The 15688-nt window shown below is 63.4% G+C and carries 15 protein-coding genes; 9 read left to right on the top strand and 6 right to left on the bottom strand.

The genetic code is table 11. The features are described 5' to 3' along the window. The first annotated feature begins 382 nt into the window (after positions 1-382). On the top strand, positions 383-844 hold the full coding sequence (locus X741_RS1000000171630; protein WP_348625669.1) for a hypothetical protein: 462 nt from the start codon (positions 383-385) through the stop codon (positions 842-844). Between the two features lie 9 nt (positions 845-853). On the opposite strand, the gene X741_RS161750 is transcribed toward X741_RS1000000171630, so the two are convergent. After that, the gene (locus X741_RS161750; RefSeq protein ID WP_051410392.1) at positions 854-1684 is read right to left on the bottom strand and encodes an alpha/beta hydrolase; all 831 of its coding nucleotides are present in this window, start codon (positions 1682-1684) and stop codon (positions 854-856) included. Continuing rightward, on the bottom strand, positions 1681-2619 hold the full coding sequence (gene choX / locus X741_RS161755) for a choline ABC transporter substrate-binding protein (RefSeq protein ID WP_023776395.1): 939 nt from the start codon (positions 2617-2619) through the stop codon (positions 1681-1683). Before choX ends, X741_RS161750 begins: the two co-directional genes overlap by 4 nt. Positions 2620-2711: 92 nt before the next feature. On the opposite strand from choX, the gene betI reads away from it, so the two are divergent. Further along, a complete protein-coding gene (betI, locus tag X741_RS161760) occupies positions 2712-3350 on the top strand; it encodes a transcriptional regulator BetI (RefSeq protein WP_031249770.1) in 639 nt (212 codons plus the stop codon). Positions 3351-3404: 54 nt separating this feature from the next. Here betI and X741_RS161765 read toward each other — a convergent pair whose 3' ends face one another. Further along, entirely contained in the window at positions 3405-4376 is a 972-nt protein-coding gene (locus X741_RS161765) for a glycosyl transferase family 90 (protein ID WP_023776393.1), read from the bottom strand. 246 nt (positions 4377-4622) lie between these two features. Here X741_RS161765 and X741_RS161770 point away from each other — a divergent pair, with 246 nt between their 5' ends. The 5 genes from X741_RS161770 to X741_RS161785 all read left to right on the top strand — a co-directional run bounded on the left by X741_RS161770 (position 4623) and on the right by X741_RS161785 (position 9025). Next, complete coding sequence (locus tag X741_RS161770; RefSeq protein WP_023776392.1) at positions 4623-5396, top strand: SDR family oxidoreductase; 774 nt, start codon at positions 4623-4625, stop codon at positions 5394-5396. A gap of 270 nt (positions 5397-5666) precedes the next feature. After that, positions 5667-6218, top strand: coding sequence for a DUF805 domain-containing protein (locus X741_RS1000000167380; protein ID WP_198023928.1), 552 nt, complete (start codon positions 5667-5669; stop codon positions 6216-6218). 179 nt (positions 6219-6397) lie between these two features. Next, positions 6398-7795 carry a class II fumarate hydratase gene (gene fumC / locus X741_RS161775; RefSeq protein WP_023776390.1) on the top strand — a complete coding sequence of 466 codons (1398 nt, stop codon included), beginning with the start codon at positions 6398-6400 and terminating at the stop codon, positions 7793-7795. Positions 7796-7970: 175 nt separating this feature from the next. Next, positions 7971-8393, top strand: coding sequence for a DoxX family protein (locus tag X741_RS161780; RefSeq protein WP_023776389.1), 423 nt, complete (start codon positions 7971-7973; stop codon positions 8391-8393). Between the two features lie 227 nt (positions 8394-8620). Then, complete coding sequence (locus X741_RS161785; RefSeq protein WP_023776388.1) at positions 8621-9025, top strand: DoxX family protein; 405 nt, start codon at positions 8621-8623, stop codon at positions 9023-9025. 346 nt (positions 9026-9371) lie between these two features. Here the strand turns inward: X741_RS161785 and ppx are convergent, their stop codons facing one another. Both ppx and X741_RS161795 read right to left on the bottom strand, forming a co-directional pair. Beyond that, the gene (gene ppx, locus X741_RS161790) at positions 9372-10907 is read right to left on the bottom strand and encodes an exopolyphosphatase (RefSeq protein ID WP_013896201.1); all 1536 of its coding nucleotides are present in this window, start codon (positions 10905-10907) and stop codon (positions 9372-9374) included. Then, on the bottom strand, positions 10907-13108 hold the full coding sequence (locus tag X741_RS161795) for an RNA degradosome polyphosphate kinase (protein ID WP_023776387.1): 2202 nt from the start codon (positions 13106-13108) through the stop codon (positions 10907-10909). The genes ppx and X741_RS161795 overlap by 1 nt, the downstream gene beginning before the upstream one ends. 144 nt (positions 13109-13252) lie before the next feature. Here X741_RS161795 and X741_RS161800 point away from each other — a divergent pair, with 144 nt between their 5' ends. Further along, positions 13253-13498, top strand: coding sequence for a zinc-finger domain-containing protein (locus X741_RS161800; RefSeq protein WP_013896203.1), 246 nt, complete (start codon positions 13253-13255; stop codon positions 13496-13498). Between the two features lie 19 nt (positions 13499-13517). After that, positions 13518-14768, top strand: a complete 1251-nt coding sequence (locus X741_RS161805) for an FAD-dependent monooxygenase (protein ID WP_023776386.1) — start codon at positions 13518-13520, stop codon at positions 14766-14768. A 212-nt stretch (positions 14769-14980) separates the two neighbouring features. Here the strand turns inward: X741_RS161805 and X741_RS161810 are convergent, their stop codons facing one another. Continuing rightward, entirely contained in the window at positions 14981-15646 is a 666-nt protein-coding gene (locus tag X741_RS161810; RefSeq protein ID WP_023776385.1) for a TIGR02117 family protein, read from the bottom strand. Positions 15647-15688 lie beyond the last annotated feature (42 nt).

Raw genomic sequence — 15688 nt, 5'->3', positions numbered from 1 at the left:
ATTGACAAAACAGGACAACCGGTCTGTTTTGTAAACCGGATGATCAACCTGTTTTGGAGATGACCGATGGACCTGCCCCCGAACACCGGGCCCGATCTGCCCGCGTCGCCCGTCGTCGAATTGCGGCAATACACGTTGAAATCGGGCCAGCGCGACACACTCATCGACCTCTTCGACAGCAAGTTCATCGAGGGCCAGGAAGACGCCGGGATGACCATTATCGGCCAGTTCAGGGATCTCGACCGTCCCGACATGTTCGTCTGGCTGCGCGGCTTCGACGATATGGACTCACGCAAGGGATGCCCTGGCCGCGTTTTACGGCGGCCCGATCTGGGCGGCGCACCGCGATGCGGCCAATGCGACGATGATCGATTCCGACGATGTGCTGCTGCTCAAACCGGCGTGGCCAGGCGCCGGCTTCGACCTGTCAGGGCTGCGGCGAGCAGGCCTGGCCACCGACGAAAAGCCAAGCAAGAACAGGCCCCTGCCCGGCATCGTTGTCATCCAGATTCACCATCTGCGGCGCAGCGCCGAAACCGGTTTCGCCCGCCGATACCAGGCCGAGATGGCACCACTGATGGCGGCAACCGGTGCGAGCCTGCTTGCCGCGTTCGTTACCGAGCATGCCGAAAACAGCTTTCCGCGCCTGCCGGTGCGGGTGAGCGAGAACGTCTTCATCGGCGTCCTGGGTTTTGACGGAGCCGAAACGCACGCACGCCACGAGGCCGCGCTCGCCGGCTCGGCCGCATGGCGGGTCTTCTGGCAGGCTGCGCGGCCTGATCTGACCAAGCCGACGGAGATGCTGCGGCTGTCGCCCACCGCGCAATCCTTGCTCGGGCGGTGATCTCAAGCCTTAGAAAGCCTCGATGATGGCCTTGGCGACGAGAGCCGGGTCTTCCCAATGCGGATTGTGGCCACAGGCCTCGGCGCGGACGAGGACGGCCTCGGGAAGAGCCCTGAGCAATGCCTGCTGGTGTGCCTCGCCGAACAGCGGGTCGCACGCGCCGGCTAGGATCAGCGTTTGGGTCCGAACTGTCTGTGCCGCATCGGTCAGGTCGGCCCGGCGGATCTCTTCCAGGATGGCGCGCCAGCGCGCCGCCGGCATCGCCGAGGCATCCTCCGCAAGACCGGCGAGAAAGGGCTGCGGCACGCCGTCCCGGCAGGCATGCCACCAGGCATAGAACGGGTCGGCCGGCGATATCGGATCACGCAGAGCCTGGACACCCGCGACGAGCGGATGACCCTGCTCGAAACCGGGCTTCAGCGTGCCCGCCGTGACCACCAGCCCCCCGACAAGGTCGTTGTGCCGAGCGGCAAGCGCGATGGCCACCATGGCGCCCAGGGAATGGCCGACGACGACGGGCCGGTCGAGCCGCAAACGCCCGATCAGCGCGGCGATGTCATCGGCAAAATCGGCGATGGCGTAGCTCTTGCCTGCTTGCGATCCGCCGTGGCCGCGCAGGTCGGGCATGATCAACCGGCGGCCGGCCAGATGCGGCGCAAGAAGCGAAAAGCTGCGGCTGGTGTCGGTGAAGCCATGCACCAGAAGCAGCGCCGGCTCGGCGCCCGCGATCTCGACATAGGCGACCTCGAGGTCGCCAACATCGATCAATCGCTTGCGGCCGGCCCAGGCCTCCTGTTCGGCCCCAGCGTCGGGCAAGGCATCCAGCGCGGCGGATCTCACAGGCCGAGCTTTTCCTTGACCGCGGCAAGGCCGGGCTTGCCGTCGAAAGTGGTGACGCCGGCGAGCCAGGCATCGAGGCGGTTCCTGTTCAGTGTGACCGCCTTCAGCGCCCCGTCCTCCGGCTTCATGCCGTCATTGATCAGGTAGCCCATGCCGACATTCTCGAAATCGATGTCGAAGGCGAGATTTTTCAAGAATTGCGCGACGTTCGGGCACTGATCGAGATAGCCCTTGCGCACCTGCGTCGTCACCGTGGCGGCACCGAAATTCGGGCCGAAGAACTTGTCGCCGCCGGTCAGGTACTTGAAATCGTACATGGTGTTCATCGGATGCGGCGCCCAGCCCTGGAAGACGATGAACTGCTTCTCCTTGATCTCGTAGCCGACCTCGGAAAGCATGCCAGCCTCGCTGGACTCGACCACATGCCAGCCATCGAGGCCAAAGCTCGGATCGGCGATGGCGTCCATCATCAATTGGTTTGAGCCGGGCTCGATGCCGTACATCTTCTTGCCGAACTTGTCGGCGAACTTGTGCAGGTCGGCAATGTCCTTGACGCCGGCCTCCCAGACATAGGTCGGCACGGCGAAGGTGTATTTAGCGCCGACGAGATTGACGCGCACATTCTCGATCGAGCCATCCTTCTTATAGGGCTCGTAGTAAGTGACCATCGCCGGGTCCCAGTAGCCGAGGAACAGGTCGAGATCCCTGTTCTTCATGCCTTCGTAGATGACGTTGATGCCAAGCACCTCGCTTTGCGGCTGATAGCCGAGCGCTTGCAGCAGGACGTTGGCCACGCCCGTGGTGAAGGCAAGATCATTCCAGCCCGGCTCGGCCATGCGGACCGTCCTGCACTCCTCCGCTTCTGCCGCCTGGGCTGCCTGAGACGCCAGCGCCAACGCAGCGAGACACACGCCATTTGCAAGGATGCGCAACATTCCGGTTCTCCTCTTGTGACCAATTATTGCCTGATTGACCAATTGGTCTTTTTATTGCCCCACCGGTCAATGATTGATCTGACTGGACGAAAATGTCAACGTGGATTCGCCATGCATGGATCGACCCCGTGAAACTCAAGCGTCTCGGCGACATACGCCGCAAGGAATTGCGGCAGGCAGCCTTCGCGGTCCTGGAGCGCGAAGGCATTGCAGGTGCCACGCTGGAAAAGGTTGCCGCCCATGCAGGCGCCTCCAAGGGCATCGTGCTGCACTACTTCCGCAACAAGCAGGAATTGTTCGAGCATGCCATGCGCGAGGCCAATGCCGTCCTGCGCGACGCGGTGGTCACCCGGCTGCGCCAGGCGCGGACGCCGATGGAGCGCCTCGATGCCGTAATCGACGGCAATTTCGAGGAGCACCTGTTCCGGCCACCGCTATGCCATGCCTGGCTTTCGCTTTGCGCCGAGGTGCCGCGCGACGAGAAGCTGGCGCGCATCCAGAAGGTGCTTCACGCCCGCATGCGCTCGAACCTGCTGTCCGGCCTGCGCGGCCTTGCCCCGCCTGGAGATGCGGACGAGATAGCGCTTGGCGTCACCGCGCTGATCGACGGGCTTTGGCTGCGGCTCGGCCTGCAACCAGGCAGCGTCTCGCGCGAACAGGCGATCCGCCAGGTCAGGGATCTTGTCGCCGCGCGACTGGCCATGCACCGGCCTGCGGCCGTCGGCGCGTAAACCGGCCGGCTTGCCAGCCGGGCTGAGTTTCATCTCATGGGAACAGGCGCACGGTCAGATCGGCCAGCCGGTAGCGCGCTTGCGGTGCTGGAGACCGGATTTCAGACTACCGCCGGCGGCGGCGTGATCCCCCAGGAGCTTCGCCCATGCCGCCACGGCCGCCGCGCGGGTCAGGCGGATCTGCGCGAAGTGCTGCGCCTCCGTGGCTATTTCGGCTTCCCTTTTCGGATTGGCGCGCAGCCACTCGATGCGCTCGGCCAAATCCGACATGTCGCGCGCCACCGGGACATAGTGGCGAAACGGCTCGATATCGTCGAAAAACCATTCGCGCCATGGCCGATCCTGCAGCAGGACCACCCGTTTGGTGTGGAGCAGCATCTTGAAGCGGCCACTATAGCCGGCGCCCTCGATGTCGATCATGTACCTGTACGTCGCGACCTGTTCCTCCATCGTCCTGAACCTGGTGGAATAGCGATTGATGGCGACATCGTAGTTCGGCTCGGTGTCGTAAGCCTCCAGCAAGTCTGGCCGGGCTTTTGCGAGATCGACGACCCTTTTGCGGGCTTCGTTCATGCAGCGCCCCGCCCAGAACAATCTGTTGTCGCGCGGCGGCTCTTCCGATGCCGCCGCCATCGCCCGTGTCATCTCATCATAGTCGTCGAACTTTGCGTCCGGCCATCCGTCGAAAACGAAATCGGGCGCCGCCACCTCGCCATAGCCGTCGGCTTGGGAGAAGGCAAAGCGGGTGCGGAAACGGCGATGCCTTCTGCGGGACGGCGTGTCCCCGAGAAGCATGTAGAAAGGCGGCATGCTGCGGGCGCCAAGCGACGCCAATGCCTCGGCAATCAGCGTCAGGACCTGCACGTGCCGTTCAAGCCAGGCGGCACGGGAGCGCACGATGAGCTTCCCGTCGTCGAGGCGACAGTAGATTTCACCCCGATTGAGCCCGGGCAGAAAGCGCCTGCCGACCTCGACGACATCGACCGGCAAGGGAAGCTTTCGGTTCGCCGTCTCGAGAGTAGCCATTTTCAACAATGCTCTTGCGGGATTCAACAATGCTTCTTGGGAAAGGTATTTCGATAGGAGACCCGTGGCGCTTCACTTGAAACTGCACGACCGCTCGGTCAAGCCGGCTATCCTGTTCGCCCCTCCGAAGCAAGCCGCAGCGCCGGCGGCGATCGAAGTTCATACCGTGGGATAGGCCGCTGGGTTGACCACTGCCGCGACTATGCAGTGCTCTTGGGCTGGCCAAGGCTGCTTTGGAGCGTTCCCATGAAACTTCGCAACAAGCGCGCGCTGGTGACCGGCGGTTCGGACGGCATCGGCCTTGCGATCGCCGAGGCGTTCCTGCGCGAGGGCGCCGATATGCTGATCGTCGGGCGCGACGCCGGCAAGCTCGAAGCCGCTCGCGACAAGCTGACGGCTACCGGTCCTGTCGGCACGGTCGAGACATTGTCGGCCGATCTTGCCGCCAGCCCCGGTATCGACGCCGTCGTCGACCATGTGAAAGCGGCCGGCCAGCGGCTCGATATCCTCGTGAACAATGCCGGTGTCGCCTACCTCGTGCCGTTCGAGACCGTCAGCGAGACACAGTTCCAGCACTCCTTCGCGCTCAATGTGACGGCGGCGTTCTTCCTCACCCAGGGTCTGTTGCAGCATTTCGGCGCCGGCGCATCCGTCATCAACATCTCCTCCTATTTCGCCAACAAGATGATCCCGAAGCGGCCATCCAGCCTCTACTCGCTGTCCAAGGGCGCGCTGAATTCGCTGACCAAATCGCTTGCCTTCGAACTCGGCCCGCGCGGCATCCGGGTCAACGCCATCGCGCCCGGCACCGTCGACACCGCCATGCGGCGCAAGACCGTCGACAACCTGCCGGCCGAGGCACAGGCGGAGCTGAAGGCCTATGTCGAACGCAGCTATCCGCTGGGCCGCATCGGCCGCCCGGACGATCTGGCTGGCATCGCGGTCTATCTCGCAAGTGACGATGCCGCGTGGACGAGCGGCGGTATCTTCGCGATCGACGGCGGATATACTGCGGGGTGAGCGCCAGTTGTCGCCCTGCCTGAGACGGACATGCGCGGCGTTGTTGCCCCGGACCGGAGAGATCCGATCGTCAGCCAAACGGCTGCTTCAGCTGACGAGCGCAGATCCTATCGACAAGAATAAATACTGGTCTTTGTTTATTTTCTTCATTGCTTACCAGTTAACCATTCAGATGGGCGGCTCGCCATTTTCCTTATTTCGCCAGGAAATCTTTAGCAACTTTTTACATACGCAATGAATATTTCCCCCACATGCCGATGGGGGATGTACATGAATCTTTTGTTTGGATTTTCCGGGCGCATCGGGCGTGGGCAATGGTGGTTGGCCCAGTTCGTGGTGCTGGCCCTGTTGGTGGTGACCGCCGGCGCCCTTGTCCATGTCGCAGGCTTATCGGCTGGACAAAGGCTCAGGGCGCTCCATTCAGACAGCCTAAGTGTCAGCCTGGCGCTAATCATCGGCTCCGTCCTTTCGCTCTGGATCAATTTCGCCGCAACGATCAAGCGGTACCATGATCTGGGCAAGTCGGGCGTATGGTCCCTGCTGTTGTTGCTCCCCTATATCGGCGGACTGTGGGTGCTCGTCGAATGCGGCTTTTTCTCCGGTTCAGGCGGCAACAACGACTATGGTCCGCCATCCGGCACGGATGATTCCAGAAGCGAACTCAGCACACACATCTCGCGTATGAAGGCCGAGCACTCTGTTCAGCAGCAATCGCGATCCACCAGGCTGGACCAGCAAGCCAGCAGGATCGATCCCGCACCACCGGCGCCGCAAACGAGGCGTCCCACAGGTCCAACCGGATTTGGCCGCCGCGGCCTCTAGGTCGGGAAAGACAGTTCCGGGAACATGCGGGTCCGGGAACATGCGGGCGCCTGCATACAAGCGTAATCCCACGGGACCATCTTCAACCGATTTGCATCCTCACCGTCCGCAATCTCCGCTTGATGCGTTTTGTGCAACGCGATACGCCGTTGCCCAAATCGACAGACCGGAGACTTGCCGTGAGCACGCCAAAGACCAGAACCGAAACGGACACGTTCGGTCCCATCGAGGTCGCCGCCGACCGCTATTGGGGCGCGCAGGCGCAGCGTTCCCTGGGTAATTTCAAGATCGGCTGGGAAAAGCAGCCGGTTTCGGTCGTGCGGGCGCTCGGTATCGTCAAGCGGGCGGCGGCGGAAGCCAATATGGAGCTGAAGCGGCTCGATCCCGCCATCGGCAAGGCGATCATCGCGGCCGCGCAGGAGGTCATCGACGGCAAGCTCAACGACCATTTCCCGCTGGTGGTCTGGCAGACCGGCTCGGGCACGCAGTCCAACATGAACGCCAATGAGGTGATCTCCAACCGGGCGATCGAGATGCTGGGCGGCGTCATGGGCTCGAAGAAGCCGGTACACCCCAACGACCACGTCAATATGAGCCAGTCGTCGAACGACACCTACCCGACGGCGATGCACATCGCCTGCGCCGAGCGCATCGTGCACGACCTGTTGCCGGCGCTGAAGCACCTGCACAAGGCACTGGCCGCCAAGAGCAGGGAGTTCAACCACATCATCAAGATCGGCCGCACCCACACGCAGGATGCCACGCCGCTGACACTTGGCCAGGAATTCTCGGGCTATGCGGCGCAGGTCGCCTCGTCGATCAAGCGCATCGAGTTGACGCTGCCCGGCCTGCAGGAACTGGCGCAGGGCGGCACCGCCGTCGGCACCGGACTCAACGCCCCGGTTGGCTTTGCCGAGCGGGTGGCCGACCGCATCGCCGCCATCACCGGCATCGCCTTCGTCACCGCACCCAACAAGTTCGAGGCGCTCGCGGCGCACGATTCCATGGTGTTCTCGCACGGCGCCATCAATGCCGCTGCCGCAGCCCTGTTCAAGGTCGCCAACGACATCCGCTTCCTCGGCTCCGGGCCGCGCTCGGGCCTCGGTGAATTGTCGCTGCCGGAAAACGAACCCGGCTCGTCGATCATGCCGGGCAAGGTCAACCCGACGCAGTGCGAAGCGTTGACCCAGGTCTGCGTGCAGGTGTTCGGCAACAATGCCGCCGTCACTTTCGCCGGCAGCCAGGGCCATTTCGAGCTCAACGTCTACAATCCGCTGATGGCCTACAATTTCCTGCAGTCGGTGCAGTTGCTCGCCGACGCTTCGGTCTCCTTCACCGACAATTGCGTCGTCGGCATCGAGGCTCGCGAAGACAACATCAAGGCGGCCCTCGACCGCTCGCTGATGCTGGTGACGGCGCTGGCGCCAACCATCGGCTACGACAATGCCGCCAAGATCGCCAAGACGGCGCACAAGAAGGGCACGACGCTGCGCGAGGAAGCGCTGGCCACCGGCCTGGTCAGCGAGGCCGACTATGACCGGCTGGTGCGGCCCGAGGACATGACGCATCCGGGGTGAGGTTTTCGGCGGGAAAATTTACCCCCGTCACCGCCTCATCCGACACGAATTTCGCGCGCGTCGCGCGATCACGGGAACGTATGACCTGTGAACAATGTGTCGCCACATAGGCGGCTTTGGTGAACAGTCGGCATCGTCTATCTGGGTGGTCACTCAACCCATTCGGAGAGCCACCATGTCCACCAACACTTCCGCCGCCGGCGCCGGCACAGCGTCCAATAGTTCTGTCACGATCCTGCTCGGCCGCATCCTGCTCGCGGTCATTTTCCTGCTTTCCGGCTTCGGCAAGCTGACTGCCATTTCCGGAACCGCTGGCTATTTCGGCGCCCTCGGGCTGCCGTTGCCAACCGTAACGGCCGTCGTCGTCGGCCTTATCGAACTGCTCGGCGGGCTCGCCATCCTCGTCGGCTTCCAGACCAGGATCGCCGCTTGGGTGCTCGCGATCTTCACGGTCGCCACCGGCCTTGTCGCCCACACCGGCTGGGCCGACCAGATGCAGATGATCCAGTTTCTCAAGAACCTCGCCATCACCGGCGGCTTCGTGCTGCTGGCTTCGTCGGGCGCCGGCGCCTACTCTATCGACGCCAAGCGCGGCTGAGTTTCCTTGTTCTGACGCAATTTCCGAGGGAAGGCGCCACGCGCTTTCCCTCGAATTGCTCCGAGCCTTCCCTCCCAAGCCTTTTAAATGGAAGCGGCGCGGAATTTTCCGCGCCGCTTTTTCGTTGTCTGGAATAGGTGGCTCTCCGGTTTCAGCCGTGGCCTCGCAGGCGTAGACTGCCTGGCCGCCGGCTGAGCCCGATTGTGCGGCGACAAGGGAGATGGGCCATGGCTCGCAACGCATTGCTCCTGGTTTCGCGGCTGCTGTTTGCCGTGCTTTTCGTACCGTCCGGCTTCCAGGCGCTGGCCAACATCGCCGGCACGACCAATTATTTCGCCGGCCTGGGCCTGCCGCTGCCCACGCTTGCCGCCTGGGGCACGGGCCTGTTCGAGCTGATCGCCGGGCTGCTGATCCTCATCGGCTTCCAGATGCGGATCGTGGCGCTGCTGCTTGCCGCCTTCTGCATCGCGGCCGGCTTCATCGGTCACTACGGCCAGGGCGCTGGCGATGCGACGCTCGCCTTCCTGCACCAGCAGATGCTGATGAAGGACATTGCGATCGCAGGCGGTTTCCTGGCGCTGGCCATGGCCGGTGCGGGCGCCTGGTCGGCCGACGGCCGCGGCGCGGTTTGATATCGTCTTAGTCCCGAGCCAGGTCGACCCCCACTCCGTCTCGGCTTCGCCGAGCCACCTCTCCCCCGATCGACGGGGTAGAGGNAGTCCCGAGCCAGGTCGACCCCCACTCCGTCTCGGCTTCGCCGAGCCACCTCTCCCCCGATCGACGGGGTAGAGGAAGGCGCGAGCCTATTGCCGCCAACACCTTTTCCAACGAGGCTCCCTTCCTTTCCCTCCGGAGGGGGGAAAGGTGGCGCTGCGAAGCAGCGACGGATTGGGGGAAGCCGGTCATCAAACGCGAAACCGCTTGCAAGTGGCGCGATTGGGTTGATCTGATATCCGCGTGCGCTCTGGTAGACTGTGTCTATTTCACCGACATGCTCGGGCCGCCCTCGACCGCCAGCACCAGCCGGCGGTTGGTTATCCTTGCCAGTTGCGCCAGCCGGCCGGCGGGACGCTCGCCATAGAGGTCGGCCAGCGAGGCCGGCAACACCAGCGCCAGCACGCCGTTGGCGCGCTGCTCCCACTTGAGCCTGGGCATGATGCCGGGCATCGAGGCCGTCAGCAGATAGACCACGCGCATCATCGCAGCCAGAACCCGGGCACGTTCCAGATAGCGCGGCGTCGCCAGCGCCTTGATTTCGGGCGCGATGGATTCGTTGAAGATGCCATCGTGGCGATAAGCGTTGGCCAAGGCCAGGAAGGCACGGCCGGGATGGTCGACGCCGAAGAAGGAGGCGTGCGCGATGATGTTGAGCGACTGCCTGCCGCGATACTCCGGATGGGCGCGCCAGCCGATATCGGCCAGCAAAGCGGCGGCGTGACGGTAGCGCGCCTCGTCCTCGGTCTCGTCGATGCCGAAGGCGGCAAAGGATTTGGCCGTCCAGTCGACCAGTTCATGCGAATGGGTGAGCGAGCGCGAGCGCAGCCGGGCGAGTTCCTCGGATGCCGAAATCAACGGATCGGCCTTCTGCTCGGCCTCGTCGAGCAGCGAATAGAGGAAGCCTTCGCGCACACCGAGTGCCGAGACGATGATCTTCGACGGCTGCATGGCCGCCATGATCTCCTGCAGCACGATAGAGCCGTAGGGCAGCAGCGAGCGGCGGTTCTTCGAGACGCCTTCGATGCCCTTGATCTTCTCGATCTCGGCTTTGGCCACCTGCTTGAGAAAGGCCGTCGCGCTCTCGGCGGATATCTCGTAGTGGTGCATGACGCCAAGCGGGTAGTTGGTCATCTCCATGTGCAGCCGGGCGAGGTTTCGCCAGGTGCCGCCGACGGCGTAGAAGGGCCGGCCCTGCCCGCCCTTCAACAGCTTGGCCCGCGCCAGTTCGTCGCGCGCGATCTTCTGCGCCTGGGTGAGCGAGTTCTTGGCCATGTCCTGCAGGCGCAGGCCACCGAGCGGCAGCGTTATGCCATCGCCGATCGCCTCGCCATTGACGTCGACCAGTTCGAGGCTGCCGCCGCCGAGATCACCGGCGATTCCGTTGGCCGGGTGGAAGCCGGAAATGACGCCGAGCGCCGAATAATAGGCCTCCTGGCGACCGCTGATGACACGTATCTCGGTCTTCAGCACCTCTTCGGCGCGGTGGATGAAATCGGGACCATTGATCGCCTCGCGGGCGGCGGCGGTGGCCAAGACATACATATGCTCGGCGCCGGCCTGGTCGGAGAGCGCACGGAAGCGGCGGAACTCCTCCATCGAGCGTGTCACCGCCTCGGGATCGAGTTTGCCGGTCGAAACGATGCCGCGGCCAAGGCCGGCCAGCATCTTTTCGTTGAACAGCATGGTCGGCGAACGCGCCAGCCCCTCATAGACGACAAGGCGGATCGAATTCGAACCGATGTCGATGATGGACAGCGGTCGGCGGTCCTGCAGCCGGCCCTGGGAATCAGACAGCATCAGCCGGACGCTGCAGCGTTCTTCTTGCGGCGCTTGAACTGCGCGATGCGCTTGGGCGCGTGCGACTTCAGCGCGTCACCCCGTCCCGACAGGCTCGGATTGGTCATGAAATATTCCTGCGCGTTGAACGGTTCCTCGCCCTCCTCCAGCACGACGCGCCGGGAGGTTCCATCAGCCAATACGTCGAAACTTTGCTGATTGTCCATGATGTTGCCGAGCATGATCTGGCCAAGGACCTGTTCATGCACAGTTGGATTGGTGATCGGCACCATGGTCTCGACGCGGCGGTCGAGATTGCGCGGCATGAGATCGGCCGAGGAGATGTAGACGATCGCTTCGTCCGAGGGCAGGCCATAGCCATTGCCGAAGCAATAGATGCGGCTGTGCTCGAGGAACCGGCCGACGATCGACTTCACCCTGATGTTTTCCGACAGCCCCGGAACCTGAGGCCTGAGGCAACAGATACCGCGCACGACGAGGTCGATCTCGACGCCGGCGCGGCTGGCATCATAGAGCGCATCGATGATGATCGGGTCGACAAGCGCGTTCATCTTCATCCAGATGCGCGCCGGCTTTCCCTCCAGCGCATGGGCGACTTCGGCGGAAATGTGCTTCAGGATGCGGCTTCTCAGCGTGAAGGGCGAGATCGCCAGCCGCATTTCATCGGTCGGCTCGGCGTAGCCGGTGATGAAATTGAACAGCTGGGCGACGTCGCGGGCGATCGTCGGATCGGTGGTGAAGAAGGACAGGTCGGTGTAGATGCGCGCGGTGACCGGATGGTAGTTGCCGGTGCCCAGATGCACGTAGTTGCGCAGCTTGCCGTCTTCGCGGCGCACCACCAGCGACATCTTGGCGTGGGTCTTGAGTTCGAGGAAACCGAACACGACCTGCACGCCAGCGCGCTCCAGATCGCGCGCCCAGCGGATGTTGGCTTCCTCGTCGAAACGGGCCTTGAGTTCGACAAGCGCGGTCACCGACTTGCCGGCCTCGGCCGCATCGACCAGCGCGCGCACGATCGGGCTGTCGTTGGAGGTGCGGTAAAGCGTCTGCTTGATCGCCACCACCTCGGGGTCGGCCATGGCCTGGCGCAGGAACTGCACCACGACGTCGAAGGATTCATAGGGGTGGTGGACGATGATGTCCTTCTCGCGGATGGCGGCAAAACAGTCGCCGCCATGCTCGCGGATGCGCTCGGGAAAGCGCGGATTGTAGGGCGTGAACTTCAGGTCGTCGCGGGCGACCGCCACGATCTCGGAGATCTGGCTGAGCGCCAATGGGCCGGTGAGCACGCTGATGCGGCTCGACGAGACGCCAAGCTCGCCGGCAACGAAGTCGCGCAATTCGCTGGGCATCAGCTTGTCGAACTCGATGCGGATCACCGAACCGCGGCGGCGGCGCTTCAGCGCCGTCTCGAACAGGCGCACCAGATCTTCCGATTCCTCCTCGACCTCGATGTCGCTGTCGCGGATGATGCGGAATGTGCCGGAACCCTTGACCTCATAGCCGGGGAACAGCTTGCCGATATAGAGGCCGACCGCCTCTTCAAGCGGGATGAAGCGGACATGGTGCTTGCGATCCGGAAGGCGGATGAAGCGCTTCAGCGCCACCGGCAGGCGCAAGAGCGCGCTCATCTCCTCGGCATTCTTGCGATGGCGAAGCTGCAGCGCCATCGAGAAACCGAGATTGGGAATGAACGGGAATGGATGCGCCGGATCGATCGACAACGGGGTCAGCACCGGAAACACCTGGTCCTGGAAATGCTCTTCCAGCCAGGCCTTCTCGTCCTTGGTCAGCGCATCCCGCGTAGTGGTCTCGATGCCTTCCTTGTTGAGCAGCACGGTCAGCGCCGACAGGCTCTTCTGCTGGTCTTCCTGCAGCCGCTCGACCTCGCGCAGCAGCTGTTCGAGCTGCTGTTCGGGCGTGCGGCCGTCAGGGCTCTTCAAGACGATGCCCTCTCGCACCTGGCCGGCGAGGCCGGCGACACGGACCATGAAGAACTCGTCGAGATTGGCGGCCGAGATCGACAGGAAGCGGACGCGCTCCAGCAGCGGGTGATTGGTGTTCAGCGATTCCTCGAGCACGCGGCGATTGAACTGCAACCAGGAAAATTCGCGATTGACGAAACGGTCTGGATTGCCGCCCTCCGGGCTTGCCGCCTCGACATTGATGAATTCGCTCTGCACCGGCTTCAGTTCGTTCATTGTTCCTGCTCTTCCCACCAGCTCGGCCGGTTAACCGGCTTAACTTATCCTCTGACAGGCTTTTGCGACAGTTTGATTTCATCGATCTTGCAAAGAGACCTGTTATGATCCAGATGCATGCGAGACTGCGTTAAGGAGACGACGATGGCAGGCGGTTCCATTCCCCATTTCCAGAACGATGCGGGCTTTCCGGCAATCGACATCGGTGTCAAGGAATTCATGTGCACGGGCGCCAATCCGCCTTTCGACCATCCGCATGTGTTTCTCGACATGGGCGACGACAATGAGAAGGTCTGCCCCTATTGCTCCACGCTCTACCGCTATTCGCCGAAGCTGAAGGCGACGGAAACGCTGCCGGCGGGCTGCCTTTACATCGACCAGGCCGCCTGATCCTTCCGCGACGGACCTGATGGATGACAAGCGCTCCCGGCAAGTCGTCATCGCCGGAGCGGGCGTTGCCGGGCTGACCGCGGCGCTTGCCTTCGCCGAACGCGGCTATCCCGTGCAGCTGTTCGAACAGGCGCAGCGGCTGGAGGCCGTGGGAGCCGGCATCCAGCTTTCCCCCAATGCGACACGCATCCTGCGCCAGCTCGGCATGCTCGACCGGCTGCTGCCGGCCGCGGTGCGGCCTGAGGCCGTGGTGCTGAAGGACGCAAGGACGTTGCGCGAACTGGCGCGTGTCCCTCTCGGGCAAGCCGCCGAAGAACGCTGGGGCGCGCCTTATCTCGTCGCCCACAGAGCCGATCTGCAGAGCGCGCTGACCGCACACGTCGCCGAAAGCCCGAATATTCAGCTGGTCAAGGGTGCGCGCGTCAGCGGCTTTGCCACAGGCGACCATGGTGTGACGGCGACGCTGGAGACGGACGGGGAGACGGACGGCAAGATCGTCCAGTCGCAGGGCTTCCTTCTGGTCGGCGCCGACGGCGTGTGGTCATCCGTGCGCGCGGTTGTCGATCAGGCTCGGGGAGGATCATCAAGAAGCCGTTTTTCCGGCGAACTGGCTTGGCGCACGACTGTCACCGCCGATAGCGGCGCCGGACAAGCCTTTGCCGCGATTGGGGCGGCTGATTGTGTCACGACTTTTCTGCATCCCGGATTCCACATGGTCGCCTATCCCGTCAGCAAGGGCGATGCCTTCAACCTTGTCGCCTTCACCAAAGGCGAGCGCATTGCCGAGGGTTGGTCGGGTCGTGCCGATCCCGTCATCCTCGCCAATGCAATGAGCGGCACGGCGGCAGCCCTTGCAAGACTGGTCGAAATGGCGGGCCCGTGGCTGACCTGGCCGCTCCATACAGTCGACCAGAAGCTGCACTGGACGACACCAACCGGCATCGCCCTGATTGGCGACGCCGCACATGCGATGACCCCATTCGCGGCACAAGGGGCTGCCATGGCCATCGAAGATGCCGCAACGCTTGCCGGGGTAATTGCCGATTTCCCGGCTGATCCGAAGCAGGGCCTGGCGATTTGGGAAAATCTCAGGCGACCGCGCGTCGAGAAGGTGACCCGGCGCGGCGCGCTCAACCGGCTGGCCTGGCACGCCTGGGGCCCGGTGGCATTGGCTCGCAACCTGGTGCTGGCGACGCGGCCGGCGGAAAAGCTCGCGGCGGATCTGGAATGGCTCTACGGGTGGGAGCAACCGAAGATTGTCAGGCGGTAGGACATCGAGACAATAAAGAAATCGATAGGCTGGCGGGACAGCGCCCCCCTCTGTCCTGCCGGACATCTCCCCCACGAGGGGAGAGATTGGCAGCTTTGGCGCCGGCGTCCTTTTTGCAAACGTTGGAGATTAGCGAAAGCCGGAGCGAGATCCGGCAGGACAGAGGGGGGCCCGAAGGAACGCGACGCTTGCCAATTCGCGGAATGCCCACGCTAATCATACAGCCGCATCGACAGTCCCAGCGAAGCCGGCAGCGGGTTCCACCAGCCGGTGCGCAGGCCGGCGGTGCGCAACGCCGCCGCCGTCCAGGTGTTGCAGCCGACCAGTGCGTTGAAATGCCCGCTCGCCTCGTAGAAGCGGTCGAACCTGGAATAGGCCGCATTCTCGATGACGATTGGGCCGCCAGTCCCCTGCTGGAAGCTGGCTGCGATAAAATCGAGCAAGTCCGCAAAACGGTCCTCGCCGATATCGAAACCGGCAATGTCGGGATGTGGCTCAGCGATGGCGCCGGCGACATCGACATGCATGACCGACGCGTCAATGGTCAGTGCTTTCATCACCGGAATGGCCTTGAGCTGCGACCAGGTCGGCGTTTCCAGATAGAAGGCGCGGCCACCCCAGCCAAAGACGATGTAGCGCACCTCGGGACTGTCGGCCGGGATGCCGGCCTCGACCAGGAAACGAAAGCGCTGGCGCACGGCATCGTCCACCGGAATGGCGATGTCGGTGTGGATCGGGTTCTTCAGCACCAATATGTGCCGGGTGCCCTCGCCCGCAGCGGCGGCCGGCCACAGCGGCCGCGGCACCAGCGTGCCGAGCGTCGCGGCGAGCGCGGCCGCTATCAACAGCAGAGCCAGAAAACGGCCGAGTTTTCTCATGAGGCGGCGACTCTGCGGCTCAGTCGCGTTCCAATGCAAGCG

The organism is Mesorhizobium sp. LNHC221B00 (assembly GCF_000502935.1).
Lineage (GTDB): Bacteria > Pseudomonadota > Alphaproteobacteria > Rhizobiales > Rhizobiaceae > Mesorhizobium > Mesorhizobium opportunistum.
The sequence above is the reverse complement of the archived record's forward strand: the minus strand, read 5'-3'. Positions and strand labels throughout refer to the sequence as shown.

Excerpts from the sequence above, each read along its gene's own strand:
- choX (WP_023776395.1), bottom strand. The coding sequence starts at position 2,619 with ATGTTGCGCATCCTTGCAAATGGCGTGTGTCTCGCTGCGTTGGCGCTG.
- betI (WP_031249770.1), top strand. The coding sequence starts at position 2,712 with ATGTCAACGTGGATTCGCCATGCATGGATCGACCCCGTGAAACTCAAG.
- X741_RS161765 (WP_023776393.1), bottom strand. The coding sequence starts at position 4,376 with ATGGCTACTCTCGAGACGGCGAACCGAAAGCTTCCCTTGCCGGTCGAT.
- X741_RS161770 (WP_023776392.1), top strand. The coding sequence starts at position 4,623 with ATGAAACTTCGCAACAAGCGCGCGCTGGTGACCGGCGGTTCGGACGGC.
- X741_RS1000000167380 (WP_198023928.1), top strand. The coding sequence starts at position 5,667 with ATGAATCTTTTGTTTGGATTTTCCGGGCGCATCGGGCGTGGGCAATGG.
- X741_RS161780 (WP_023776389.1), top strand. The coding sequence starts at position 7,971 with ATGTCCACCAACACTTCCGCCGCCGGCGCCGGCACAGCGTCCAATAGT.
- X741_RS161785 (WP_023776388.1), top strand. The coding sequence starts at position 8,621 with ATGGCTCGCAACGCATTGCTCCTGGTTTCGCGGCTGCTGTTTGCCGTG.
- ppx (WP_013896201.1), bottom strand. The coding sequence starts at position 10,907 with ATGCTGTCTGATTCCCAGGGCCGGCTGCAGGACCGCCGACCGCTGTCC.
- X741_RS161795 (WP_023776387.1), bottom strand. The coding sequence starts at position 13,108 with ATGAACGAACTGAAGCCGGTGCAGAGCGAATTCATCAATGTCGAGGCG.
- X741_RS161800 (WP_013896203.1), top strand. The coding sequence starts at position 13,253 with ATGGCAGGCGGTTCCATTCCCCATTTCCAGAACGATGCGGGCTTTCCG.
- X741_RS161805 (WP_023776386.1), top strand. The coding sequence starts at position 13,518 with ATGGATGACAAGCGCTCCCGGCAAGTCGTCATCGCCGGAGCGGGCGTT.
- X741_RS161810 (WP_023776385.1), bottom strand. The coding sequence starts at position 15,646 with ATGAGAAAACTCGGCCGTTTTCTGGCTCTGCTGTTGATAGCGGCCGCG.